The organism is Pedobacter gandavensis, assembly GCF_032678465.1.
GTDB classification, from domain to species: Bacteria; Bacteroidota; Bacteroidia; order Sphingobacteriales; family Sphingobacteriaceae; genus Pedobacter; species Pedobacter gandavensis_B.
The window spans coordinates 176,851-198,775 of sequence record NZ_JAVTSK010000007.1; the positions used below are offsets into that span (position 1 = coordinate 176,851).

Genomic DNA, 21,925 nt, shown 5'->3' on the forward strand with positions numbered 1-21,925 from the left:
TACCGGGGAGATGTTAAGTCATTGTTAAATCAGCCATCAAGTTCATAGAGTTTATGGTTTACGATCAGCTTACACTTTTCCGGCAATAAAATCGCCAGATCTTCCAATATTTTTTGGTCCTCAGCATAATAGCTGATAAACAATTGTTTTAGATCTTTAAATACCCCTGCTGCTACCAATGCATTAGGGCTAATGGAAGTTCCTCCCAGATGAAGCAACTCAAGCCCTTTAATCTGATACAAATCGGGGACACAGCCATCATCTATCCCTAGACATTCTTTGAGGCGTAGCTCAGTCAGGTAATCCAGCTTACTGAGCAGTCTGATCCCCTCGTTGGTAATGTCCGTTCCATCTAAATCCAATTGATAAATGCTCAAAACGGCGCTGATCATTCTCTCAATCCCTTCATCATCCGCATGATAATACCTGAAATTCACCCTTTGTAGGTGTAATGGTACCTCATTCAGATGTGCGGGCACATTAAAGAAAAAGAAATCATTCCAAAACTGTTCTTCTTTAAGTTTCTCGGCTTTTTTTCTCCTCATGTTGCGGATGCTTTTAGGTGTTCTGCGCTTTATAAAAATAATAAAAAAACTGGACTAAAAATGAAAGGCCCTGGATGTTTCCACATCCAGGGCCTTGGTGATTTTGCGTTTGCAATTTTATGAAAATAGTGCTTTTACAAGTCTTAGTTCAATAAATCTGCAGGAACAGGCTTCTCTAATAAATGATCATAATAGAAACGAATTCTTTCTGCTTTATCATGAGGGGTTTTTACACCACCCCAGCCATGACGGCCACCCGGATAAATCATCAATTCAAAATGCTTATTGGCATCCTGTAATTTGTCTACCAGCTGAATCGTGTTCTGCATATGTACATTGTCGTCCATATCGCCATGCATGATGCGCAATAAGCCTTTATAATTGTTGACATAAGTCAGCACAGAGCCGTTTTTATAACCTTGCGGATTTTCCTGTGGGGTATCCATAAAACGTTCCGTATAATGACTGTCGTACAATTCCCAGCTTGTTACCGGGGCACCTGCAATTCCAAAATCGAAATCATTGGCACCCATAGTTAAGGCCATACAAGTCATGTAACCACCATAACTATGACCAGTGATCAACAGTTTTTTATTGTCTACATAAGATTTTGCTTTTAGCCATCTCGCTGCAGTGGTATAATCTTTCATCTCCCATTTACCCAGGTTACGGTGCATTAAAGCCACACCTTCTTTTCCGAACTGACCGGAAGCGCGGTGATCTACAGCGATCTGGATGATGCCTTCTTTAGACCAGTATTGAGGGGCTGTGCCTTTCCAGGTATTGGTTACTGTACCTGCATTCGGACCGCCATAAATGCTCATCACCACCGGATATTTTTTGTTGACATCAAAATCTGTTGGATAAGTGATGACAGCTGGCAACTGGTAACCATCTTCTGTAGGAATGCTGATCATCTCCGTTTTACCAAAGTTGTATTGTGCGAAATCTGCAGATTTACTATCCGCTAATTCCTTGATTATTTTTCCATTATTGTCTAATAAAGTTCTTTTTGGAGGAGTGCTTACATTAGAATACGTGGTAATGAAGTAACGTCCATTTGGAGAAAGTTGTACCTGGTGATTGTAATCGCCAAAAGTCAGTCTTTTTAAGTTTTTACCATTGTAATCTACGCGGTAAAAATCAGAACGTGTAGAAGCCTCTTTGCGGGCATTGAAATAAACCACCTTGTTTTTTTCGTCTACATGAACCAGACTGGTCACCTGCCACTTACCAGAAGTGATCGGATTGATCAGTTTTCCGGCTAGGGTGTATAGGTAAAAGTGTGCCCATCCGGTTTTATCACTTTTCAGGATATAGTGTTTTTTATCCTGTAGGTATTCAATACGGCCATCATAATCCAGGTCTACCCATGAAGATTGTTTCTCATCATAAATTTCCTTTTTCTTTCCTGTAGCTGGGTTTACGGAATAGAATTTCAGGTTATCCTGACCACGGTTCATCCATTGTACCATCAGGTTGCTGCCATCATAGCTCCAGTATGGTGTACCGAAATACTGATCGTCTTTTTCATTGAAATCTGCCCAGGTAATGGCACCACCATTAACTGGCACAAAGCCTATTTTTACTTCCGGGTTGGCATCACCAGCCTTAGGATATCTTGTTTTTTCCACATAACCATGTTGACCAGTGGAACCATTAATTGGAAACATTGGAACTTTGGTGTCATCGAAATGCATGAATGCAATATTTTTGCTGTCTGGCGACCACCAGAAGGCTTTGTAATTGGTAGCGCGGCCCAGGATTTCTTCATAGTATACCCATGAAGACCAACCATTATAGATCACATCAGTACCATCAGTGGTATATCTGGTTTCTTTTCCTGTTTCTACATCAAGGGCGTATAGGTCATTATCGCGGGTAAAAGCGATGTATTTACCGTCCGGAGATAGGGTAGGGTTCTTTTCTTCGGCTTTAGTATTGGTCAGTTGTTTTGCAGTTTCTTTTCCATATTGGATGAATACATCATTGTTTCTGATGTTTACATTGACACTGCTTTTTGGAGCGGGGGTATATGGAGTTCTCTCTCCTGTTTTTATATCTACAGTATATAATTTACGATCCTTGGCATCCATCTCAATATAGTGGTTGTCGTCCGACCAGCCATTTACCATATTCATTGCTTTGGTTAGCGATGGCTGGCCTCCTAAGGTTTGTTGCTGGCTCAACCTTTTCAGCTGTGCTTGTACCGTATAGCTGAAGCAAAATGATGCCGCTAAACTGAGAAGTACTGTTTTTTTCATTTTGAATAATTGATTTTTAATGGTTAAGAATGATCATCAACACCTGCATGGCCATTTGTCAGTAGCCTGCTGATGCTGGTTTCATTTATTTATAATTGTGTGTTTCGTTGAGGAGGTTAAACCTAATAAAAAAAAGGCGCCCTGGTTCAAAGGCGCCTCACAAAAATTATTTACAGCATTGTGCTGTAAACTTACAAGATGAAATTCCATCCGAATTCATCCGGAGCAAGTCCGTAACGGATGTCATTTAATGTTTTTGCAATACCAGCAGATACGGTACGTGTAGAGGGATCTGTTAAGGTATACAATTTGCCTTCGTAACCGATTTCACCGATTGGCGTTACTGTAGCGGCAGTACCAGCTGCAAAAGCATCTGTTAAACGGCCGTTTTCAATGCCTTCAATAATTTCTTTTACGCTGACACGTCTTTCTTCTACTTCAATACCTGCGTGTTTAGCCAGTTTGATAATGGTATCACGTGTAACACCATCCAGAACTGTACTTCTTACCGAAGGAGTAACCAGTTTACCATCGATCACAAAGATCAGGTTTGCGGTTCCGGCTTCTTCGATAAATTCATGAGATACCGCATCAGTCCAGATCAATTGATCGAAACCTTCTTTTGTAGCCTCAGCAAATGGGAATAAAGAACGGGCATAGTTACCTGCAGTTTTTGCAAAGCCTACACCACCTTCATCCGCACGCGTATATTCAGTTTCAATTTTTACTTTTAAAGCTTTACTGTAGTAAGGACCTGTTGGGGTCGTTAATAAACAGAAAGTATATTTATCAGATGCTCTTACACCCAGGTAAGGATCTGTCGCAAACATCACCGGACGAATGTATAGAGAGTAACCATCCTGATTAGGAACCCAGTTTTTGTCGATTTCAATCAGCGCTGCAATACCTTTCATGAAGACATCCTCGTCAATCGCTGGCATCGCCATGCGTGCCGCTGATTTGTTAAAACGCTCAAAATTTTTGTCTGCTCTGAAAACACTCACTGTATCGTCTGGCTGACGGTAAGCTTTCATGCCTTCAAAAATCGCCTGTCCATAGTGAAGGGCAGAAATTGCAGGGCTCATAGGAATTGGGCCATAAGGAAGAACCTGTAGGTTTTTCCATGCGCCATCTTCATATTCGGCAATAAACATGTGGTCGGAAAACACCTTTCCGAAGGGAAGTTGTGAAAAGTCTGTTACAGTTAATCTGCTTTGTTCAGTTTTCGTGATGGTTATATCCAGTGTCTCGTTCATTTCAATTCGTATTTCTACAGGCAAATCTACTAAAAAATGGCCTGCTTACATCTTTTATTTGTATTTAAAAAAGGGCTTATTTGGTGTTTTAAGTACACTAAGTGCCCCCTGATCTTCAGCTTATCCCTTCAGGTCTTTCAACACATTGATGACCCATCCTTTTCCCCATTCTTCCATTTGAGCTTCCGTCCATAGGAAGGGGTAGAAGATTCTCTTTTGAAAGCGCGGAGGCAGGTATTTCTGCCAGTTTGTACCACCGGTAGCGGCAATATCTACTGGATCTCTTTCCAGGTAACGTACGGCTGATTTATAATGAGAAAGTGGCCATTCCACATTCACAAACAGATCCAGCTTTCTCAGTTCATCTTCCAAGGCACTGACATCAGCTCCCTGAGCTTTCAATTGATGGTATAGTGCAGAAAAATTACTGTCTTGTCTGTCTTTCACCAGTTGCAGGAACTGAGCCGCATACTTGTGGATGAATTGTTTTAAAGTCAGCGTTTGTTGACCAGTCGCCAATTCTGTAGCACCGGCTTTCCAGTAAATATTTTCGAACTGTTCTTCTACTGAAGCATTTTTCAATTCTTCTCTTTTGTCTTTCTCCACCAGGCTGATAAAATCTGTTGCACAGATTTCAATCATGCGGTATTGACCGGATTGAAAGCCACTGGCAGGAAGCAATGACATCCGGAATTTAAGAAACTGTTCTTTCTCCATGCCGTTCACCATGACTTCAAAAGAAGAAACCAGGGCGGTAAAATAGGCATTGATTCTTTTTACCCGATCCGTAAAGAAGGTAACGGTCAGTGTTTCTTTGGCCGCCGCAATCTGACTGAATTCATGTAAACAAAGCTTAAAATACAACTCTGTAATCTGGTGATACATGATGAAAATTTCTTCGTCCGGGAAGGAAGTCTTAGGATGCTGCAAACTGAGCAGGGTATCCAGGTGAATGTAATCCCAATAGGTTAAGAAATCTGCATATAACAAGCCATCCAGATAGGCCGACATATCCTGGCCCATTGCTGTGTATTTTTCCTGCAGCTTGTCCAGTTTGTCTTTAATTTGTGGGGTAAGTTCCATTATTTAATTTCTAGTACAATACCCTGAACTTGATGGTATGTTCAATTTTTTTCAGGGATTTAAAAAGTTGTTTGTCGTATTCCGCATTGATATCGGTGATCACATAACCGATATCCGGATTGGTCATCAGAAACTGTCCGACAATATTAATGTCGTGTTTTGCGAAAACGGTATTGATCTTTGCCATAATTCCAGGAACGTTATGGTGTATATGGATCAGACGGTGTGATTTCTCAATTCTTGGCAATTGCAGATTCGGGAAGTTATTGCTCAAATGTGTGGTTCCGGTATTCATAAAATCAATCATTCGCTTAGGAATGAAAGTCAGGTTTCTCGGGTTCGATTTTAAATCGTCAAACACCACCACACCTTGTTTGGTACATGCCGTCAGGTCGATTTTATTCTTAGCCTGTCCCAGGTAACCAATGGTTTTTAATTTTACCGCCCGGTTCAATTGATCCAGACTCAGTTTCTCGCCATCGGCCAGTAACAACATATGAACATCGGCCACATATTTCTCTTCAAATGAAGCTTTATGACGGATTGAAAAGCCATCCTTTTTCAGCAGAGCGATACTTTCTGTATTTACCGCTCCAATCACCAGGCATAAGATCCTGTTCTTCGGATAGGAAATTGCTCTTGGCAGGTTGTTGACGTATAAAAACTCGTCGAAGCTAGGGGTCACGTGATCCGCCTTTTTGACGATACTCTCTCTGGAGATGTTTTCTGTGAAGGCATAAAACTTTTTGATCAGTCCACTTTCCCTCAATTGAAAATCAGAGTAACCATCTCCAATGCCATAAAGGTTCCCTTCCAGGTTCAGCTGCTGCATTAATTTCACTTTACCCCCCTCCTCACTTAAAGGATTGGAATGGTCGTAATCTATAATTTTGCCATCGCCAGTGGTGACAAAGGTATTGGCATAAATATTTTCTTTTTTAATGTGATACTGGCTCACCACGGGGGTGATAAATTCTTTAAAACCACCAGAAACGATCAATACTTCATCTGCATGTTTCTTGAAAAAATCTGCATTGCGGGAGAAAGAAGCCGAGACTTTTTTCTTTAAATGTCTGATCAGTTGCTTCAAATGCTCGTCTGTAGCTTCTAATAGTTTCACACGCTGCGCTAAGCTCTCGCCGAAGGAGAGTTTGCCTTCCATCGCCAGATTGGTATAATCCTCAATCTTTTTGAAGATGGCTTCTTTTTCAGGATGCTTTTTCAGGGAGATACGGGCCAGCTCATCCAATGCCTCTACCTGGGTAAAGGTGCTGTCGAAATCAATGATGTAAATGTTCTTCTGGTTCATAGTTTTAATGAAGTGAAACCTGTTTCAGTGCCTGACAAGTTTCTGCCACGCTTTGGTTCAGGGGCTTAAAGGTTATTCCAATCGTATCAATTATCTTTTTATTGCTGTATAAACTTTCATTCAGGCTACTTCTGGCAGCGTCACTGGTTAAGGCAGCAGGCTTTCCCGTAAATAGGGAAGCCAGTTTTGCAGCCCTCCAGGCGATGCCCAGCATCCATGGTTTGGCCTCTTTTGAAGGTGCTTTTACACCGAAACCCTTAGCGATCTCAGCAAAAAAACGCTGATAATTATAATTTTCCGCTGAGATGGTAAAGCGCTCCTCGCTGATGTTTGTGTTCATTAAAGCGATCATGCTTTTGGCTACATCCTGCACATCTACCAGCCCTGTAGCGCCTTTGGTATAATAGGAAAGGCCATCTCTGACCAGTTTAAAAATCGCACCGCTACCTTCAAATCCGGCAGCGCCACCAATGATGACAGATGGATTTACAATCACCGCTTCCAGTCCTTCCGCAATTCCACGCCAGACTTCCATTTCTCCCTCATATTTGGAAATGGCATAACTATGCGCCTTTGAATCGTATTCCCAGAAGTCTTTTTCAGTAATGAGCGCGCCTTTTTTTGCATTTCCTAAAGCGGCAACAGAGCTGACATGTAAAAGTCTGGCCTGATGCTCCACACAAAGATTCACCACATTACTGGTGCCCTCAATGTTAACTTTCAATAATTTTGCCTTGTCTTTTGGGTCAAAAGAAACCATTGCTGCACAATGATACACCTGAGTAATGCCTTCAAAAGCATCCTCCAGTGCAGAAAAATCGTTCAGGTCTGCAATTACCCAGCTGATCAGGGTATTGTCTTTCAGGAGGACAGGAACCACAGAATGTTCACGTTTAATCGCTCTGAGCTTAATTCCTTGTCCTGTAAGTTGATGTATCAATTCTGCCCCTAAAAATCCAGTAGCACCGGTAACCAATATCATTTCATTATTTTTAGGATGTTCATTAAAATATGATCTCAAAAATAGATATTTGACAGATACATTTATAATAGAATATGTCATTATCAGATTTTTTCTCCCCGGTTAACCCAGACAAATTTGCTCCGAAACAAGGATTCTATGCCAGTCAGTTAGGTTTACGGGTAGGTTTTTACAGGGATAAATTTCCGGAACTTGGAGAAAATCAATACGATATTGCCATTTTTGGCGTACAAGATGACCGTGCTGCGGTGAATAATGAGGGCTGTGGATTGGCGCCAGACTATTTCAGAGCTCAGTTTTATTCCTTACATGAAGGGGCTTTCGACAGCAGGATCATTGATCTTGGGAACATCAAACCCGGCGCTACTATTGCCGATACTTATGTGGCGCTAAAAATGGCGGTAGGGGAACTGATCAAACTCAACATTATTCCGGTAATTATTGGCGGCGGCCAGGACCTTACCTATGCACAATACCTGGCTTATGAAAGTCTGGAGCAAAAGGTGGATTTGGTAGTAGTAGACAGTAAATTCGACCTGGATGAAGAGGATCAGGAAGGCCTGGCTGCAAAATCAGATACTTATTTGAATAAAATCCTGTTGCATCAGCCCAATTACCTTTTCAATTTCAGTAATGTAGGCTATCAGACCTATTTCGTGAATCAGGACAGTCTGAAAGTCATGAGTAAGTTATACTTTGATGCCCACCGCTTAGGAGAATTTACCGACGACATTACCTTGACGGAGCCTATTATCCGCAATGCAAACATGATCAGTTTTGATATTGGGGCCATCAGGTCTTCTGATGCCGGGGCGAATGCCAATGCCGGGCCAAACGGGTTTTATGGTGAACAGGCCTGCCGGATTACCCGTTATGCAGGAATGAGTGATAAGCTGACTTCCATCGGTTTTTATGAGTTTAATCCGGCATTCGATCATAATGGTCAAACCGCTTTATTACTGGCACAAATGGTCTGGTATTTTGTAGAAGGCTTTTATAATCGTAAAAAAGATTTCCCATTGACCCCAAAATCGCAGTACCTGATTTACCGTGCCAGCCTGAATGATGGTTCGGGGGATATGCTGTTTGTGAAAAGTAAAAAATCAGATCGCTGGTGGATGCAAGTGCCTTACCCATCGGGGATTACCAAGAATGAACGTTACCATCTGGTACCTTGCAGATATGATGACTATACCATGGCAGTTAACGGGGAAATGCCTGATTTATGGTGGCGAACCTATCAGAAACTATTGTAATTTTATATAAATTCTCGCGTTATTCTGTACAGGCTTCCTTATATTTGAAATATAGAGGCTGTAAAAGCTTTGTTTTCGCTGAAATGCGTATAGATAATTTAAACTAACGAAAATCCATATTAAATGAAAAGAACACTAATCGCTGCAGCGTGCTTATTGCCAATAGCAGCAATGTCGCAAGGCAAATTTACCGTCCAGGGTAAAGTAGGAAATTTAAATGCACCTGCAAAAGCATATATTGCTTACAGAGCAGGCTCAGAGCAAAAAACTGATTCGGCAGCGATTGTAGGTGGAAAATTCAGTTTTCAAGGCGAAGTTGCGGGAGTTTCTCAGGCACAGATCAGAATTAAGCACGACAATGCAGTGGCAGATCCTGCTAAACGTGTAGCAGCAGATGTAATCTCTTTTTATTTAGAGCCAAATGTTCAAATTACTGCCCCTAAAGACTCTATCAAATATGCAACGGTTAAAGGTGGTAAATTGAATGCAGATAACGATAAATACAAAGCACTAACGAAAGCTGTTAATGCAAAAGGTGCTGCTTTGATGGCAGAATACCGTAGCAAATCGGAACAAGAGCGTAAAGATGAGACTTACATGAAAACGGTATACGCCCGTGATGAAGCAATTCAGAAAGAACTTGAAGCCATCAATAATACATATATCGCTGCTAACCCGGATTCTTATGTTGCTTTAGTTGCTTTCCGTTCTGGATTGAGTGATATTGATCCCTCGGTTGTAGAACCTCAGTTCAATAAATTCTCAGCTGCCGTTAAAGGTACTGATTTAGGTAAAAGCATTGCCGGTATGATTGCTTCTGCGAAAAATACTCAGGTAGGTCAGCAGGCAATGGATTTCACGCAAAATGATGTGAATGATAAACCAGTGAAATTATCTGATTTCAAAGGTAAATATGTATTGCTTGACTTCTGGGCATCATGGTGCGGACCTTGTCGCCAGGAAAACCCGAACGTTGTAGCTGCCTTTAATAAATATAAAGACAAAAACTTTACCGTTCTTGGTGTTTCTTTGGACCAGCCTGGTAAAAAAGAAGCTTGGTTAAAAGCGATTGAAAAAGACGGTTTAACCTGGACAAACGTTTCTGATTTAAACTTCTGGAATAACGCTGCAGCTAAAATGTATGGTATCCAGTCTATTCCAGCAAACTTCCTGATTGACCCAACAGGAAAAATTATTGCTAAAAATGTGAGAGGAGAAGAATTGCAGTCTAAACTGGCTGAAATTCTAGCTGACGCAAAAACTAAATAGTTTTACTGTTTAGACCTCATTTTAATTTTATATACCTACGAAAGGCTGCTCATTGGGCAGCCTTTCGTAGGTATAAGCATTTACATTAAACATCAGACTTTCGCAATTATTCCATTCAGCCTATGCCTGAATATGGTAGTCTACTGCTCCGCTACTTCAGTATAAGGGGGGATTAGTACTTCCTTAAAGCAGGGTTGCCGGGGCCTTATCCGGCATTATAGCCCAGCAATCCCAGTTATTGCCCATGATGCTCCTTTTTATTCTGCAGCTCATTATCAGCTCTCTTTATGCGCTTCTCTTTAGAATAATTACTAAATTTTTTAGGTATAAAACTACTTATTTTACCTGCCTTTTTTAGGTTAATTTATTGATGTTGTGGTATTTGGGTGTTTTGTGGGCTGAGGCTTGTGTTGTTTGATGATTTAATATTGTGCATTTTAGATGATATAAACACTAAAAATTATGGCAGTATTAAAAAAGGGCCCTCATGGATGGTCAACCGGTAAACTCGGTGATGTAGTCTCTTATATGTTGCGTGGGCAATATGTTCAACGAACGATTGGGAAGCCAGGAAAACCAAGTCTGAAGCAACAGGAAAATCACCAGAAAATGGCGGTTACGACCCATTTTTTGCGTAACCTGAAAGATTATCTGAACAATGGATTTGATCTGGAAGCACGTGGAACGGTTAGAAACCAGCATAATCTGGCAGTTTCACACATCAAGAAAAACGCATTGAAAGGGACCTATCCCAATATCAGCATAGATTATGCTAAAGTACAGCTCAGCAAAGGCAATTTAGCGATTCCAAAGGATCTTCGAATGGAGAAAAAGGAAGGTGGTTTACAAATCAGTTGGAATTCTTTGAAATATGATGGGGAGGGGGCGCAATATGACGATTGCCTGCAGCTGGCAATTTGTTTTCCAAAAACCGGGCGTAAGAAGTTAGAATTGAATTTTTCTAAAAGGGAACAGGGCACTGCCTTTCTGGAACTGCAGCCTGAGCAATTGGAGCAATCTATGGAAGTTTACCTGTTTCTAAGGGCTTCAAACCATGATTCTGTTTCTGATACCATCTATCTGGGTAACCTGAATGGGAGCTATGAAAATCCGAAAATCAAAGCCCTAAAAGAAAAGGAGGAGCCAGAAGAGTTGAAGTTGAAGAGTCGGTTGGAGCAGATCAGTGCAAAATATCACGCGCAATTGAAGCTGGATAGGAGGGAGAGAATGCCAGATAAGTCCTTTCGCTCTCTTGAAAAGGAATACCAGGTTCTAGCGGAAAATTGGCGCTTACGTCAAGAGAAACCAGGTTAATCTTTGCATATTTTTTAATTGCCGACTAGTATAATTATTCTAATTTTGGTTGTCGTTTTATTTTAACGATTTGAAACCAAAATTAACCTATGCGCATTCGCTTTATACTAACTTTTGCTGTGCTGTTAACAGCCATTACGACTACCTATGCCCAAAATTTAGAAGGAAACTTAAACTTTCATGGTTTTGCCGACAATAGGGAGTACGCGAAATCTAATCGCTATTCTGAAACTATTTTTGGGATGAGGGTAGCGCCTGAAGTTGGTTTGCTTATGGATAGCACCCATAGGATCAGGATTGGTTTTAATGCACTTCATGAATTTGGTTCCTCTAAATTCACGACGAATATCGCGCCAGTGGCTTATTATCAGTACATGAAGAAGAATTGGAATTATTATTTGGGGGCATTCTCCAGAGAAGGACTGATTTCCGATTTTCCTCGTGCGATATTAAACGATACGCTAAATTATTACCGTCCAAATATCGAAGGGATGTTGCTGAAATATGAAAATGAAAATTGGAAACAAATCATTTTTATTGACTGGACCGGTAAACAAACGGCCACAAATAGGGAAAAGTTTATTTTTGGTTTCTCAGGTAGGTATAAAAAGGACCTGTTCTTTGTTTCACATCATGCGATGATGTTACATTATGCCTTGCCTGCCGTTTCTAATCCTGATATCCACATCGAAGACAATGGAGCGGCCACTGTAAAAGTAGGATTGGATTTGTCTAAGAAGACTTTTCTTGATTCCCTGACGCTGAGTGCCGGCGGACTGGTTTCTCTGGAACGTATGCGTACAGTTGGTGGTTGGAAAGCTCCAAAGGGACTGCTGCTGGAAATGAGTTTGGAATACCATAAATTCGGAATCGTTAATTCCTTTTATAAAGGAGAGGGCCATCACCTGATTATGGGAGATAAGTTTTATACAGCCAAAACCTATAATAGAATGGACCTGACCTGGCGTCCGATTGTCTATAAAAATCTGGAAGCAAAACTGGCTTTATCCTTCCATTTCGTGGATGGGGTAATTGATAGCCAACAGGCTTTTTCTTTGAGGTACAATCTTTTTGGGACTAAAGCCCTGAAGAAGAAATAAGTCAAATTCATGTCGCAGTAGTAAAACTAATTAAATTTTTGTAGATTGACGGCTTTTTTTGATAAAAAATAAATTAGATTTGAGTCTATAAATGAGCCGTGTTCCTTGTTTAAAATTTAATTAACGTAAAAAATAATGAAAAAATTACTACTCTCATGTATGTTGCTTACTGCGGCCATCTCGGCTTCTGCACAAAACAATCCGATTAAAATCGGCCTGAAAGCAGGTTTTAATGTTCCAACCTTTACTACCGGAGAAGGCTTAAATGGTGTAAAGCCAAATCCTTCTTTCTATATCGGAGGTACCCTGGATTTTCCTGTAAATGAAGGTTTTTCTTTGCAGTCCGGACTGACTTTTTCAGGTAAAGGAGGAAAACCAGAACGGATATGGATTGGTGGTTCTCGTGTGGATGTGGACGCCAGAACAAGATTGTGGTATCTTGAAGTGCCTGTAAATGCGGTTTTCTATTTTCCTGCTGGCAGGGCTAAGCTATTCCTTGGTGGAGGACCATATTATGGTTATGCACTTAGTGGAAGGGATAAAACTACGCTAACTTTTACATCTGAGGAGGGTATCCAAACTAAAAAGTCAACTTCCAATGATATCGGGTTTGGTAAAGATGGTTCAATGAAGCGTAGTGACTTCGGCCTTAACTTTTTAGCAGGCTACCAGTTGACCTCAGGATTAAACATCCATGCAGGTTATGGTCTGGGTTTGACAGGTATCGCTCGAGATTCAGATTTTATACGCAAAAATAGGGTATGGTCTGTTGGTGTAGGTTTTTCTTTCTAAGCTGATTCCAAAAAATAATTAAGAAAAAACCGGTTTGTTCTCTGAATAAGCCGTTTTTTGGTTTTTATGAATCTTGTTTTTGGTTTAAATAACTGAATATGAGTTGTGTGCGAGGGTGTTTTTATGATTTTTTTTAAAAATACATGGAGTTTTTCAGCTCTTATTGTAAGAATTGAGTTAAATTAGGTAAGTAAAGGAGTTGTCTATCTTACTTAGAACTTAATTAATGTAAAAAAATAATGAAAAAATTAGCACTCTCCTGTCTGATGCTTGGGGCAAGCCTATCTGCTTCTGCACAAAACAGCCCAGTTAAATTCAGCATTAAAGCAGGTGTTACCATCCCCACCATCTCTGGTATTGGAGAGGGATCTGATGAAGTAAAGCCAAATCCCTCTTTCTATTTCGGAGCTACAGTAGATTACCCTCTGACTGAAATTTTCTCTCTGCAATCCGGACTAACCTTTTCAGGTAAAGGTGGAAAAGGCGATGCAAAATTGATCACAACTGGTTGGCCTTCGGATTTCAATAGGAAAACAAGATTATGGTACCTGGAAATTCCGGTAAATGCGGTCCTTTATCTTCCGGCGGGTAATGGAAAGGTGTTTCTTGCTGGAGGTCCATATTTTGGTTATGCAATGAGCGGAAAAAATAAAATTGGAGGAACTTCTTCTGCCCCAGATTATAATAATGATGGAAAACTATCCACGTCTATCGTGTCTTTTACAGAAGATGTTAAATTTGGTAAAGATGGCTCAGTGAAGCGTAGTGATTTCGGACTCAACTTTCTGGCAGGTTATGAATTGAACTCAGGATTAAATATCCAGGCAGGTTATGGTTTAGGGCTGACAGGGATTTTTGAGCATGTTTACACAAAGAATAAAAACCGGGTAATTTCTGTTGGTATAGGCTTCTCTTTCTAAACTAATCTCTAATAAACATCCATAAAAAAAGGGGCTTGTTCAAAGAACAAGCCCCTTTTTTTTGTCATCAGCTTTCTGAAACTTACATTAAGTCGAAACCAATGTCTTCCCTGAAATATTTGCCATCAAAGTAAATGCGTGCTGCATCACCTGTAGCGCATTGCAATGCTTCAAACTGGCTGTCTTGTAAACTTGTTACCGCAAGTACTCTACCACCATTTGTTTTCACAATACCACCTTCTAAAGCTGTTCCTGCATGGAATACAATCGAATTACGTACGTTTTCAATACCAGTAATGGTTTTTCCCTTTTCGTAATCACCAGGGTAGCCACCTGCAACAATCATTACCGTTGCTGCATGCTTAGGGCTGATGCTTAATTTATAGTCTTTTAATTTCTTTTTACTGGTTGCCATGAACAGTTCTACCAGGTCATTTTCAATTCTTGGGATCACACTTTCCGTCTCCGGATCGCCCATTCTGCAATTGTACTCAATTATTAATGGCTCATCGCCTACTTTGAATAAACCAAAGAAGATAAAGCCGGTATAATCAATTTTGTCTTTCTTTAAACCATTGATCGTAGGGATGATGATTTTCTGCTCAACCTTGCTCAGGAAGGCTTCGTCTGCGAAAGGTACAGGAGATACCGAACCCATACCACCTGTATTCAGGCCCGTGTCTGCTTGTCCGATACGCTTATAGTCTTTGGCTTCTGGAAGGATTACATAGTTCTCCCCATCAGTCAATACAAAAACAGAAAGCTCTATACCAGTCAGGAATTCCTCTACTACCACAGTACTTCCGGCATTACCGAATTTACCACCCAGCATCAATTTTAACTCAGCCTGGGCTTCTTCAATTGTGTCCAGGATTAACACACCTTTTCCTGCAGCTAAACCATCTGCTTTTAACACAATTGGAAGGGCATGAGTAGATAAATAGGTCAATCCTTCTTCCAGATTTTCATTGCTGAAAGATCTTGATCCCGGAGTTGGAATGCCATGGCGTGCCATGAATTGCTTGGAAAAATCTTTACTTCCTTCCAGAATCGCACCTTCTTTTTTAGGGCCGATTACCGGGATATGCGACAGTTCCGCATCTTTCGCAAAGAAATCATGAATGCCATTTACCAGAGGTTCTTCCGGGCCAACTACTAAAAGTTCGATGGCTTCTTTTAATGCAAAAGCTTTTACAGCTTCAAAATCATTAGGATTCAGGCTGATATTTTTCCCGTAAGCACCGGTACCACCGTTGCCTGGTGCAATAAACAGTTGAGAACATTGAGAAGATTGGCTCATTTTCCAGGCTAATGCACTTTCTCTGCCGCCAGAACCTAATAGTAAGATATTCATCTATATATGATTTGTTGTTTGAATGATGAGGTGGATCGGGTACCTGCCCGCTTCGTACTGGCAAATATACCGCTTTAGCTAAATTATCACAGTTTAACTTGAATATTAAAATGAAAGTGGATTAACCATTGTCTGAAAAAGTAGTCAGGTTTCGCCCCAGAAGGGATTTTGGGCTGGATCGGGCAGTGGTTATGAAAAATTTTCCCTAAAAATATTCCTTTTACCGAACACCTGAAACTGTGCATTGTTTATCCTTTGTTGTCGAATTTGGATATCTGATTGTTGCCTAGTGCTTTACTGGACATTGTAAAGGTGTTTTACGATTTATCAAAGATTTTTAAATAAAATTGCGATGCTAAAGCAAAGTACAGGATATTTTGTAATTTTAGCGCCCGACGACTGCCATTCTGACTCATTGTCTGTAATGGCTTGGTTGTTGTAAATCGTACCTTTTTCAATTAGTAATAAACAATAAACACAAACATAAAAGATGTTAGGATTTTTAACCAAAGTATTTGGAAGCAAATCGGAAAGAGATATCAAGGCATTACAGCCTATCGTTATCAAAATCAACGAAGAGTATTCGAAGCTTTCTGTACTGAGCAATGACGAATTGCGTAACAAAACGGTTTATTTTAAAGATGTTATTGCACAGGCTTTAGCGGATATTGATGGTAAAATCGACGGCTTAAAAGCTGATGCTGAAAGTCAGGATTTGTCATTGGCGGCAAAAACAGCTTTATATGATCAGATCGATGAGTTGACTAAAGAGCGTGATAAAGAATTAGAAGTAGTATTATTAAATATATTACCACAGGCATTTGCAGTGGTGAAAGAAACTTCAAGACGTTTCTCAGAAAATGAGCGTTTAGAGGTGACTGCTAGTCAGCACGACAGAGATTATGCGGTGCGCAGAAGTAATGTGGTGATTGAAGGCGATAAAGCTTTCTGGGCAAACACATGGGATGCAGCCGGAACACAGGTGAAATGGAACATGGTGCATTACGATGTTCAGTTGATCGGTGGTATGGTATTACACAGTGGTAAAATCTCGGAGATGGCTACGGGTGAGGGTAAGACCCTGGTAAGTACATTGCCTGCTTATCTGAATGCACTTGCTGGTAAAGGAGTTCACATTGTAACCGTGAATGATTACCTGGCACGTCGTGACTCGGAGTGGAATGGTCCATTGTTTGAATTCCATGGAATTAAAGTGGATTGTATTGATAAGCATGAGCCGAACTCTCAGGAACGTCGTGATGCTTACCTTGCAGACATTACTTATGGTACCAATAACGAGTTCGGTTTTGACTACCTGCGTGACAATATGTCGCAGACTCCAGATCAGTTGGTACAACGCAAATTGCATTTCGCAATGGTGGATGAGGTCGATTCAGTTTTAATTGATGATGCCCGTACTCCTTTGATCATCTCTGGTCCGGTTCCTTTTGGTGATCAGCATGAATTCCATGAGTTGAAACCAAGGATCGAAAGATTGGTCGCAGCTCAAAGAGAGTATGTCACCAAAGCGCTAAATGAAGCTAAGAAATTAATTAATGATGGTAAAGCCGGAACTGAAGAAGGTGAAGGTGGTTTAGCGCTTTTACGTGCACACCGTGGTTTACCTAAAAATAAAGCATTGATCAAGTTTTTAAGTGAGGGTAGTGTAAAGCAAACCTTATTGAAAACTGAAAATCATTACATGGCTGATCAGTCGAAGAACATGCCGAAAGTAGATTCGGAATTGTACTTCTATATTGATGAGAAAAACAACCAGGTAGAACTTACAGAAAAAGGGATTGAGCTGATCACCAAATCAGGTGAAGATGCACATTTCTTCGTATTGCCTGATGTAGGTACGGAGATCGCTGAGATTGAAAAATCTAACCTGAGTAATGAAGAGAAAATTGCACAGAAGGATGCCCTGATGCGTGATTACTCGATTAAGGCAGAAAGAATTCACTCGGTAAACCAATTGTTGAAAGCTTATACTTTGTTTGAGATTGATGTAGAATACATCATCGATGAAGGAAAGATCAAAATTGTAGATGAGCAAACTGGTCGTATCATGGATGGTCGTCGTTATTCTGACGGTTTACACCAGGCGATTGAAGCAAAAGAAAATGTGAAAGTAGAAGATGCTTCACAAACTTATGCTACGGTTACGCTTCAAAACTTCTTCCGTATGTACCATAAACTTTGTGGTATGACAGGTACAGCAACTACAGAAGCTGGTGAGTTCTGGTCGATCTATAAACTGGATGTAGTGGAAATTCCTACCAACAGAGTGATTTCAAGAATTGACCACCAGGATTATGTTTACCGTACAGTTCGTGAAAAATACAATGCAGTAGCAGAAGAGATCGTTAAATTAACTCAGGCAGGCCGTCCGGTATTGGTGGGTACTACCTCAGTTGAGATTTCTGAATTGCTGAGCAGAATGCTGAAACTTCGCGGAATTAAACACAATGTGTTGAACGCGAAGATGCACCAGAGAGAGGCAGATATTGTAGCTGAAGCTGGTCAGGCCGGACAGGTAACAATTGCAACCAACATGGCTGGTCGTGGTACGGATATTAAACTAGGTGCAGGTGTGAAAGAAGCTGGTGGTTTGGCCATCGTAGGTACAGAGCGTCATGAGTCCCGTCGTGTAGACAGACAGTTGCGTGGACGTGCTGGTCGTCAGGGTGATCCAGGTTCATCTCAGTTCTTTGTATCTCTTGAAGATAACTTAATGAGGTTATTCGGTTCTGAAAGAATCTCTAACATCATGGTGAAAATGGGTATCGAAGATGGTGAAGTGATTCAGCATTCAATGATCACCAAATCTATTGAGCGTGCACAGAAGAAAGTAGAAGAAAATAACTTTGGTATCCGTAAGCGTTTATTGGAGTATGATGATGTGATGAATTCACAACGTACGGTAATTTATGCGAAACGTAGAAATGCATTGTTCGGTGAGCGTTTAGACGTAGACATGAACAACATGACTTTTGACGTTGCAGAAGATATCGTTACAGAATATAAAGAAGAAGGAAATTACGAAGGTTTCAAACTGGAAGTGATCAAAAACTTCTCTGCGGATACTTCAATTGATGAAGCAGAATTCAGCTCGAGAAATATACACCACCTAACGGATAAATTGTTTGAAGAGGTAACGGCATTCTATGCCAGAAAATCTGAAGGCATTATCCAGCAGGCAATGCCGGTATTGAACCAGGTATATCAGGAACGCGGCGAGCATATTGAGCAGATCATTGTTCCTTTCACAGATGGTATACGTAGCATCCAGGTGCCGGTAGGCTTGAAAAAAGCAATCGACAACAATGGTCGCGAGGTAACTAAATCATTCGAAAAAACAATTGTACTTGCCCTGATCGATGAATCATGGAAAGAGCATTTGCGTGAAATGGATGAATTGAAACAATCGGTTCAAAATGCGGTGTATGAGCAAAAAGATCCATTGATCATTTATAAAATGGAAGCCTTTAACTTGTTTAAAAACATGTTGAATGCGGTAAATAAAGAAGTAGTGAGTTTCTTATATAAAGGTGGTATTCCAATCGAAACCGATCCTAATGACGTTAGAGAAGCTCAGGCGCCAAGACAAGCTCCTAGCAAATTGAAAATGTCGAAACCGGATTTCGAAATTTCAGCAGGCAATGAGCCGATGACTATGGAAGATACACGCGAAGCAGCACCACAACAGCCAATCCGTAAAGAAGTAACGGTAGGCAGAAATGACATGTGCCCTTGTGGAAGTGGTAAGAAATTCAAAAACTGCCACGGCGCAGGATTGTAATTTGTAATACACATTTAGAATGCCGATTTTTGTAAAAAAAATTCGGCATTCTTTTTTTTAAGCCCTTTCATGAAGATATTATTCACCAGTATATTTTGTTGTTTATCCATCGCCCTTTTTGCACAACGTAAAGGAGAGGTGGTAGTGGTTAAGGATCCCATGATTGATAGCCTGATTGCAAAGCGGATCGCTTTGTACATGAAGTCTGCTGGTTCCCAGGCCGGAACTCCGGTTAAGCCTGGATCAGCTATTGTCAGCCAGATGGGATATCGCGTACAGATATTCTATGGTTCCGACAGACGTCAGGTATTTGCGGAACAAGCCCGGTTTAAATCGGCATACCCGAATCTAAATACCTATATTACCTATAAAGAACCCAATTATTATTTGCGTGTTGGTGATTTTAGAACCCGCCTGGAAGCCCAGCGGCTATTAAATGAACTGAGACCAATGTTCCCAACCCTATTTATTTTTAGGGAGAAAATAAATGCACCTAACCTAGATTATAGCAATGACAATGAAAGATAAGATCCAAACCCTTGCGCTTGATATTTTTGATCAGGTGAGAGGCTACCGTCAGCATTTACATGCCAATCCTGAACTTTCCTTTAAGGAGTTTGAAACTTCAGCCTATATTAAAAGTCACCTGGAAGAATGGGGAATCCCTTATACCGAGATGGCCAATACAGGGGTAGTTGGATTGATTACTGGTGGGATTCCATCGGATAAGGTCGTCGCTTTGCGTGCGGATATGGATGCATTGCCTATCATTGAGGAAAATGATAAACCTTATGCTTCAAAAAATCCAGGTGTGATGCATGCCTGCGGTCATGACGTACACAGTTCTTCATTATTGGGAACCGCTTATATTCTGAATAGCCTCAAAGCGGAATTTGCCGGAACCATCAAATTGATCTTCCAGCCTGGAGAAGAAGTATTGCCAGGTGGTGCAAGTATCATGATCAAAGAAGGGGTATTGGATAATCCTAAGCCACAGGCGATCCTTGGACAGCATGTGATGCCTTTGATTGATGCCGGTAAGGTTGGTTTCCGCTCGGGCATTTATATGGCTTCTACAGATGAATTGTATGTGACTGTGCATGGCAAAGGTGGCCATGGTGCACAACCACATCAGAATATAGATCCGGTAGTGATCGCTTCGCATATCATCATCGCTTTACAACAAATTGTGAGCAGAAATGCAGATCCACGCTTGCCTTCTGTACTTTCTTTTGGAAAGGTACAGGCCAATGGTGCTACGAATATCATTCCTAATGAGGTGAAACTGGAAGGTACGTTCAGAACACTAAATGAAGACTGGCGCAGGGAAGCCAAAAAACTAATGAAAAAAATGGCTGAAGGTATCGCTGAAAGTATGGGTGGCAGTTGTGATTTTAATATCATGGATGGTTATCCATACCTGATCAATGAGCCGGAATTGAGTGATCATGCCCGTGCACATGCAGAAGATTATTTAGGGAAAGAGAATGTGCTGGAACTGGACATCTGGATGGCTGCGGAAGATTTCGCCTATTATTCCCAGGTAACGGACGCCTGTTTCTACAGGTTAGGGACCGGAAATAAGGAAAAAGGCACGAGTTATTCTGTACATACGCCAAACTTTGATATTGATGAAGATGCCTTGAAATTGTCTACGGGCTTAATGGCTTACCTGGCCTTAAAGCAACTGGGTAATTAATGAGGAAATTACTTTTATTAACGGTTTTTACCTTGTTTTTTGCGAGGAGCTTTAGTCAGGAAATTCCCCGATTTAACCCGGATACGATTAAAACGATCCAGTTGGATTCAGCGGTGAGCATCGTGTCGCAAAAATTTGGCGTGGAGACATTTATCAATGCCATTATTACTGACAATAGCTTTTATCAGGCTTTTAGGAATATGAAGAAATATGCTTTTCTCGCTGAAAACAGGATTTATACCTATGATAAAAAGAATAAAGTAAACGGTAGGATTTACCGAAAAATCAGGCATAACCCGAAGGGGCCGGTCAAAATGGAATACCTGGTCAGACAAGATACCGGAAAAGTCTACAAGAAAAACGGTAAATACCAGTTGTACACCATAGAAATGTTTGATTACATTTTTATGAATGCTTATCAGTCGGAATTTGTGGCTGAAGGACCAATGACCACCGGTAAAGGTGCCGAGAGTAATGAGTCTTATAAAGATAAATTGAAGACTTTGATTTTTGCGCCTGGCAGACCAATTAAAGGCTTGCCGTTTATTGGCAGTAAAACGCAGATTTTTACCGCTAATATGCGCCAGTATTACGATTATAGCTATGCTAGCGGAACTTATCTGGATTCTATTCCAGTGTACCGTTTCAAGGTTACAGTGAAGCCGGATTTAAGTAATGGCACCAAAGATGGCCTGATGATTAAGGAGCTGACTACTATTTTTGATCAGCGGACTTTTGAGATTCTTGGTCGTTATGTAGACATGAAATACAGCAATATGCTGTTTGATTTTAATGTACAGATGAATATTGAGATGAGTTATTTTGGAGGAGAGAAATTGCCCACAAAAATTACTTATCAGGGGAATTGGGATTATCCTTTTAAGAAGGAAGAACGGGCGAGTTTTCTGATTGTTCATAAGGACTACCAGATTGCCAGATAGGTTTCCGAATTTAAAAATATATTTGATAGACAAATGCTG

The 21,925-nt window shown here is 40.7% G+C and carries 17 protein-coding genes; 10 read left to right on the forward strand and 7 right to left on the reverse strand.

Annotated elements, in window-relative coordinates; translation table 11 throughout:
* Positions 1-29: 29 nt before the first annotated feature.
* From R2Q94_RS14500 to R2Q94_RS14525, 6 genes are all read right to left on the reverse strand, one after another.
* Entirely contained in the window at positions 30-545 is a 516-nt protein-coding gene (locus R2Q94_RS14500) for a hypothetical protein (protein WP_316822183.1), read from the reverse strand.
* A 143-nt stretch (positions 546-688) separates the two neighbouring features.
* Positions 689-2,809, reverse strand: coding sequence for a S9 family peptidase (locus tag R2Q94_RS14505; RefSeq protein ID WP_316822184.1), 2,121 nt, complete (start codon positions 2,807-2,809; stop codon positions 689-691).
* Between the two features lie 191 nt (positions 2,810-3,000).
* Positions 3,001-4,065, reverse strand: coding sequence for a branched-chain amino acid aminotransferase (locus R2Q94_RS14510; protein ID WP_316822185.1), 1,065 nt, complete (start codon positions 4,063-4,065; stop codon positions 3,001-3,003).
* A 120-nt stretch (positions 4,066-4,185) separates the two neighbouring features.
* Positions 4,186-5,148 (reverse strand): tryptophan 2,3-dioxygenase family protein, encoded by a 963-nt coding sequence (locus R2Q94_RS14515; RefSeq protein ID WP_316822186.1) that lies wholly within the window; start codon positions 5,146-5,148, stop codon positions 4,186-4,188.
* A gap of 10 nt (positions 5,149-5,158) precedes the next feature.
* Complete coding sequence (locus tag R2Q94_RS14520) at positions 5,159-6,457, reverse strand: HAD-IB family phosphatase (protein WP_316822187.1); 1,299 nt, start codon at positions 6,455-6,457, stop codon at positions 5,159-5,161.
* 4 nt (positions 6,458-6,461) lie between these two features.
* Positions 6,462-7,439 (reverse strand): NAD-dependent epimerase/dehydratase family protein, encoded by a 978-nt coding sequence (locus tag R2Q94_RS14525; RefSeq protein ID WP_316822188.1) that lies wholly within the window; start codon positions 7,437-7,439, stop codon positions 6,462-6,464.
* Between the two features lie 74 nt (positions 7,440-7,513).
* On the opposite strand from R2Q94_RS14525, the gene R2Q94_RS14530 reads away from it, so the two are divergent.
* The 6 genes from R2Q94_RS14530 (at position 7,514) to R2Q94_RS14555 (ending at position 14,090) form a co-directional block, all read left to right on the forward strand.
* Positions 7,514-8,695 (forward strand): formimidoylglutamase, encoded by a 1,182-nt coding sequence (locus tag R2Q94_RS14530; protein WP_316822189.1) that lies wholly within the window; start codon positions 7,514-7,516, stop codon positions 8,693-8,695.
* Between the two features lie 123 nt (positions 8,696-8,818).
* On the forward strand, positions 8,819-9,964 hold the full coding sequence (locus R2Q94_RS14535; protein ID WP_316822190.1) for a TlpA disulfide reductase family protein: 1,146 nt from the start codon (positions 8,819-8,821) through the stop codon (positions 9,962-9,964).
* Positions 9,965-10,426: 462 nt separating this feature from the next.
* The gene (locus R2Q94_RS14540; RefSeq protein WP_316822191.1) at positions 10,427-11,278 is read left to right on the forward strand and encodes a DUF6266 family protein; all 852 of its coding nucleotides are present in this window, start codon (positions 10,427-10,429) and stop codon (positions 11,276-11,278) included.
* An 89-nt stretch (positions 11,279-11,367) separates the two neighbouring features.
* Positions 11,368-12,378 (forward strand): hypothetical protein, encoded by a 1,011-nt coding sequence (locus R2Q94_RS14545; protein ID WP_316822192.1) that lies wholly within the window; start codon positions 11,368-11,370, stop codon positions 12,376-12,378.
* A gap of 135 nt (positions 12,379-12,513) precedes the next feature.
* Positions 12,514-13,170 carry a porin family protein gene (locus tag R2Q94_RS14550; protein ID WP_316822193.1) on the forward strand — a complete coding sequence of 219 codons (657 nt, stop codon included), beginning with the start codon at positions 12,514-12,516 and terminating at the stop codon, positions 13,168-13,170.
* Positions 13,171-13,409: 239 nt separating this feature from the next.
* Positions 13,410-14,090, forward strand: a complete 681-nt coding sequence (locus tag R2Q94_RS14555; protein WP_316822194.1) for a porin family protein — start codon at positions 13,410-13,412, stop codon at positions 14,088-14,090.
* Positions 14,091-14,172: 82 nt separating this feature from the next.
* Here R2Q94_RS14555 and purD read toward each other — a convergent pair whose 3' ends face one another.
* The gene (gene purD / locus R2Q94_RS14560; protein ID WP_316822195.1) at positions 14,173-15,444 is read right to left on the reverse strand and encodes a phosphoribosylamine--glycine ligase; all 1,272 of its coding nucleotides are present in this window, start codon (positions 15,442-15,444) and stop codon (positions 14,173-14,175) included.
* Between the two features lie 490 nt (positions 15,445-15,934).
* On the opposite strand from purD, the gene secA reads away from it, so the two are divergent.
* The 4 genes from secA to R2Q94_RS14580 all read left to right on the forward strand — a co-directional run bounded on the left by secA (position 15,935) and on the right by R2Q94_RS14580 (position 21,886).
* Entirely contained in the window at positions 15,935-19,246 is a 3,312-nt protein-coding gene (secA, locus tag R2Q94_RS14565) for a preprotein translocase subunit SecA (RefSeq protein ID WP_316822196.1), read from the forward strand.
* A gap of 69 nt (positions 19,247-19,315) precedes the next feature.
* Positions 19,316-19,774: an SPOR domain-containing protein gene (locus tag R2Q94_RS14570; RefSeq protein WP_316822197.1), complete on the forward strand. Its 459-nt coding sequence runs from the start codon at positions 19,316-19,318 to the stop codon at positions 19,772-19,774.
* A complete protein-coding gene (locus R2Q94_RS14575; protein ID WP_316822198.1) occupies positions 19,758-20,945 on the forward strand; it encodes a M20 family metallopeptidase in 1,188 nt (395 codons plus the stop codon). The genes R2Q94_RS14570 and R2Q94_RS14575 overlap by 17 nt, the downstream gene beginning before the upstream one ends.
* A complete protein-coding gene (locus R2Q94_RS14580; protein ID WP_316822199.1) occupies positions 20,945-21,886 on the forward strand; it encodes a hypothetical protein in 942 nt (313 codons plus the stop codon). Before R2Q94_RS14575 ends, R2Q94_RS14580 begins: the two co-directional genes overlap by 1 nt.
* Positions 21,887-21,925: the final 39 nt, after the last annotated feature.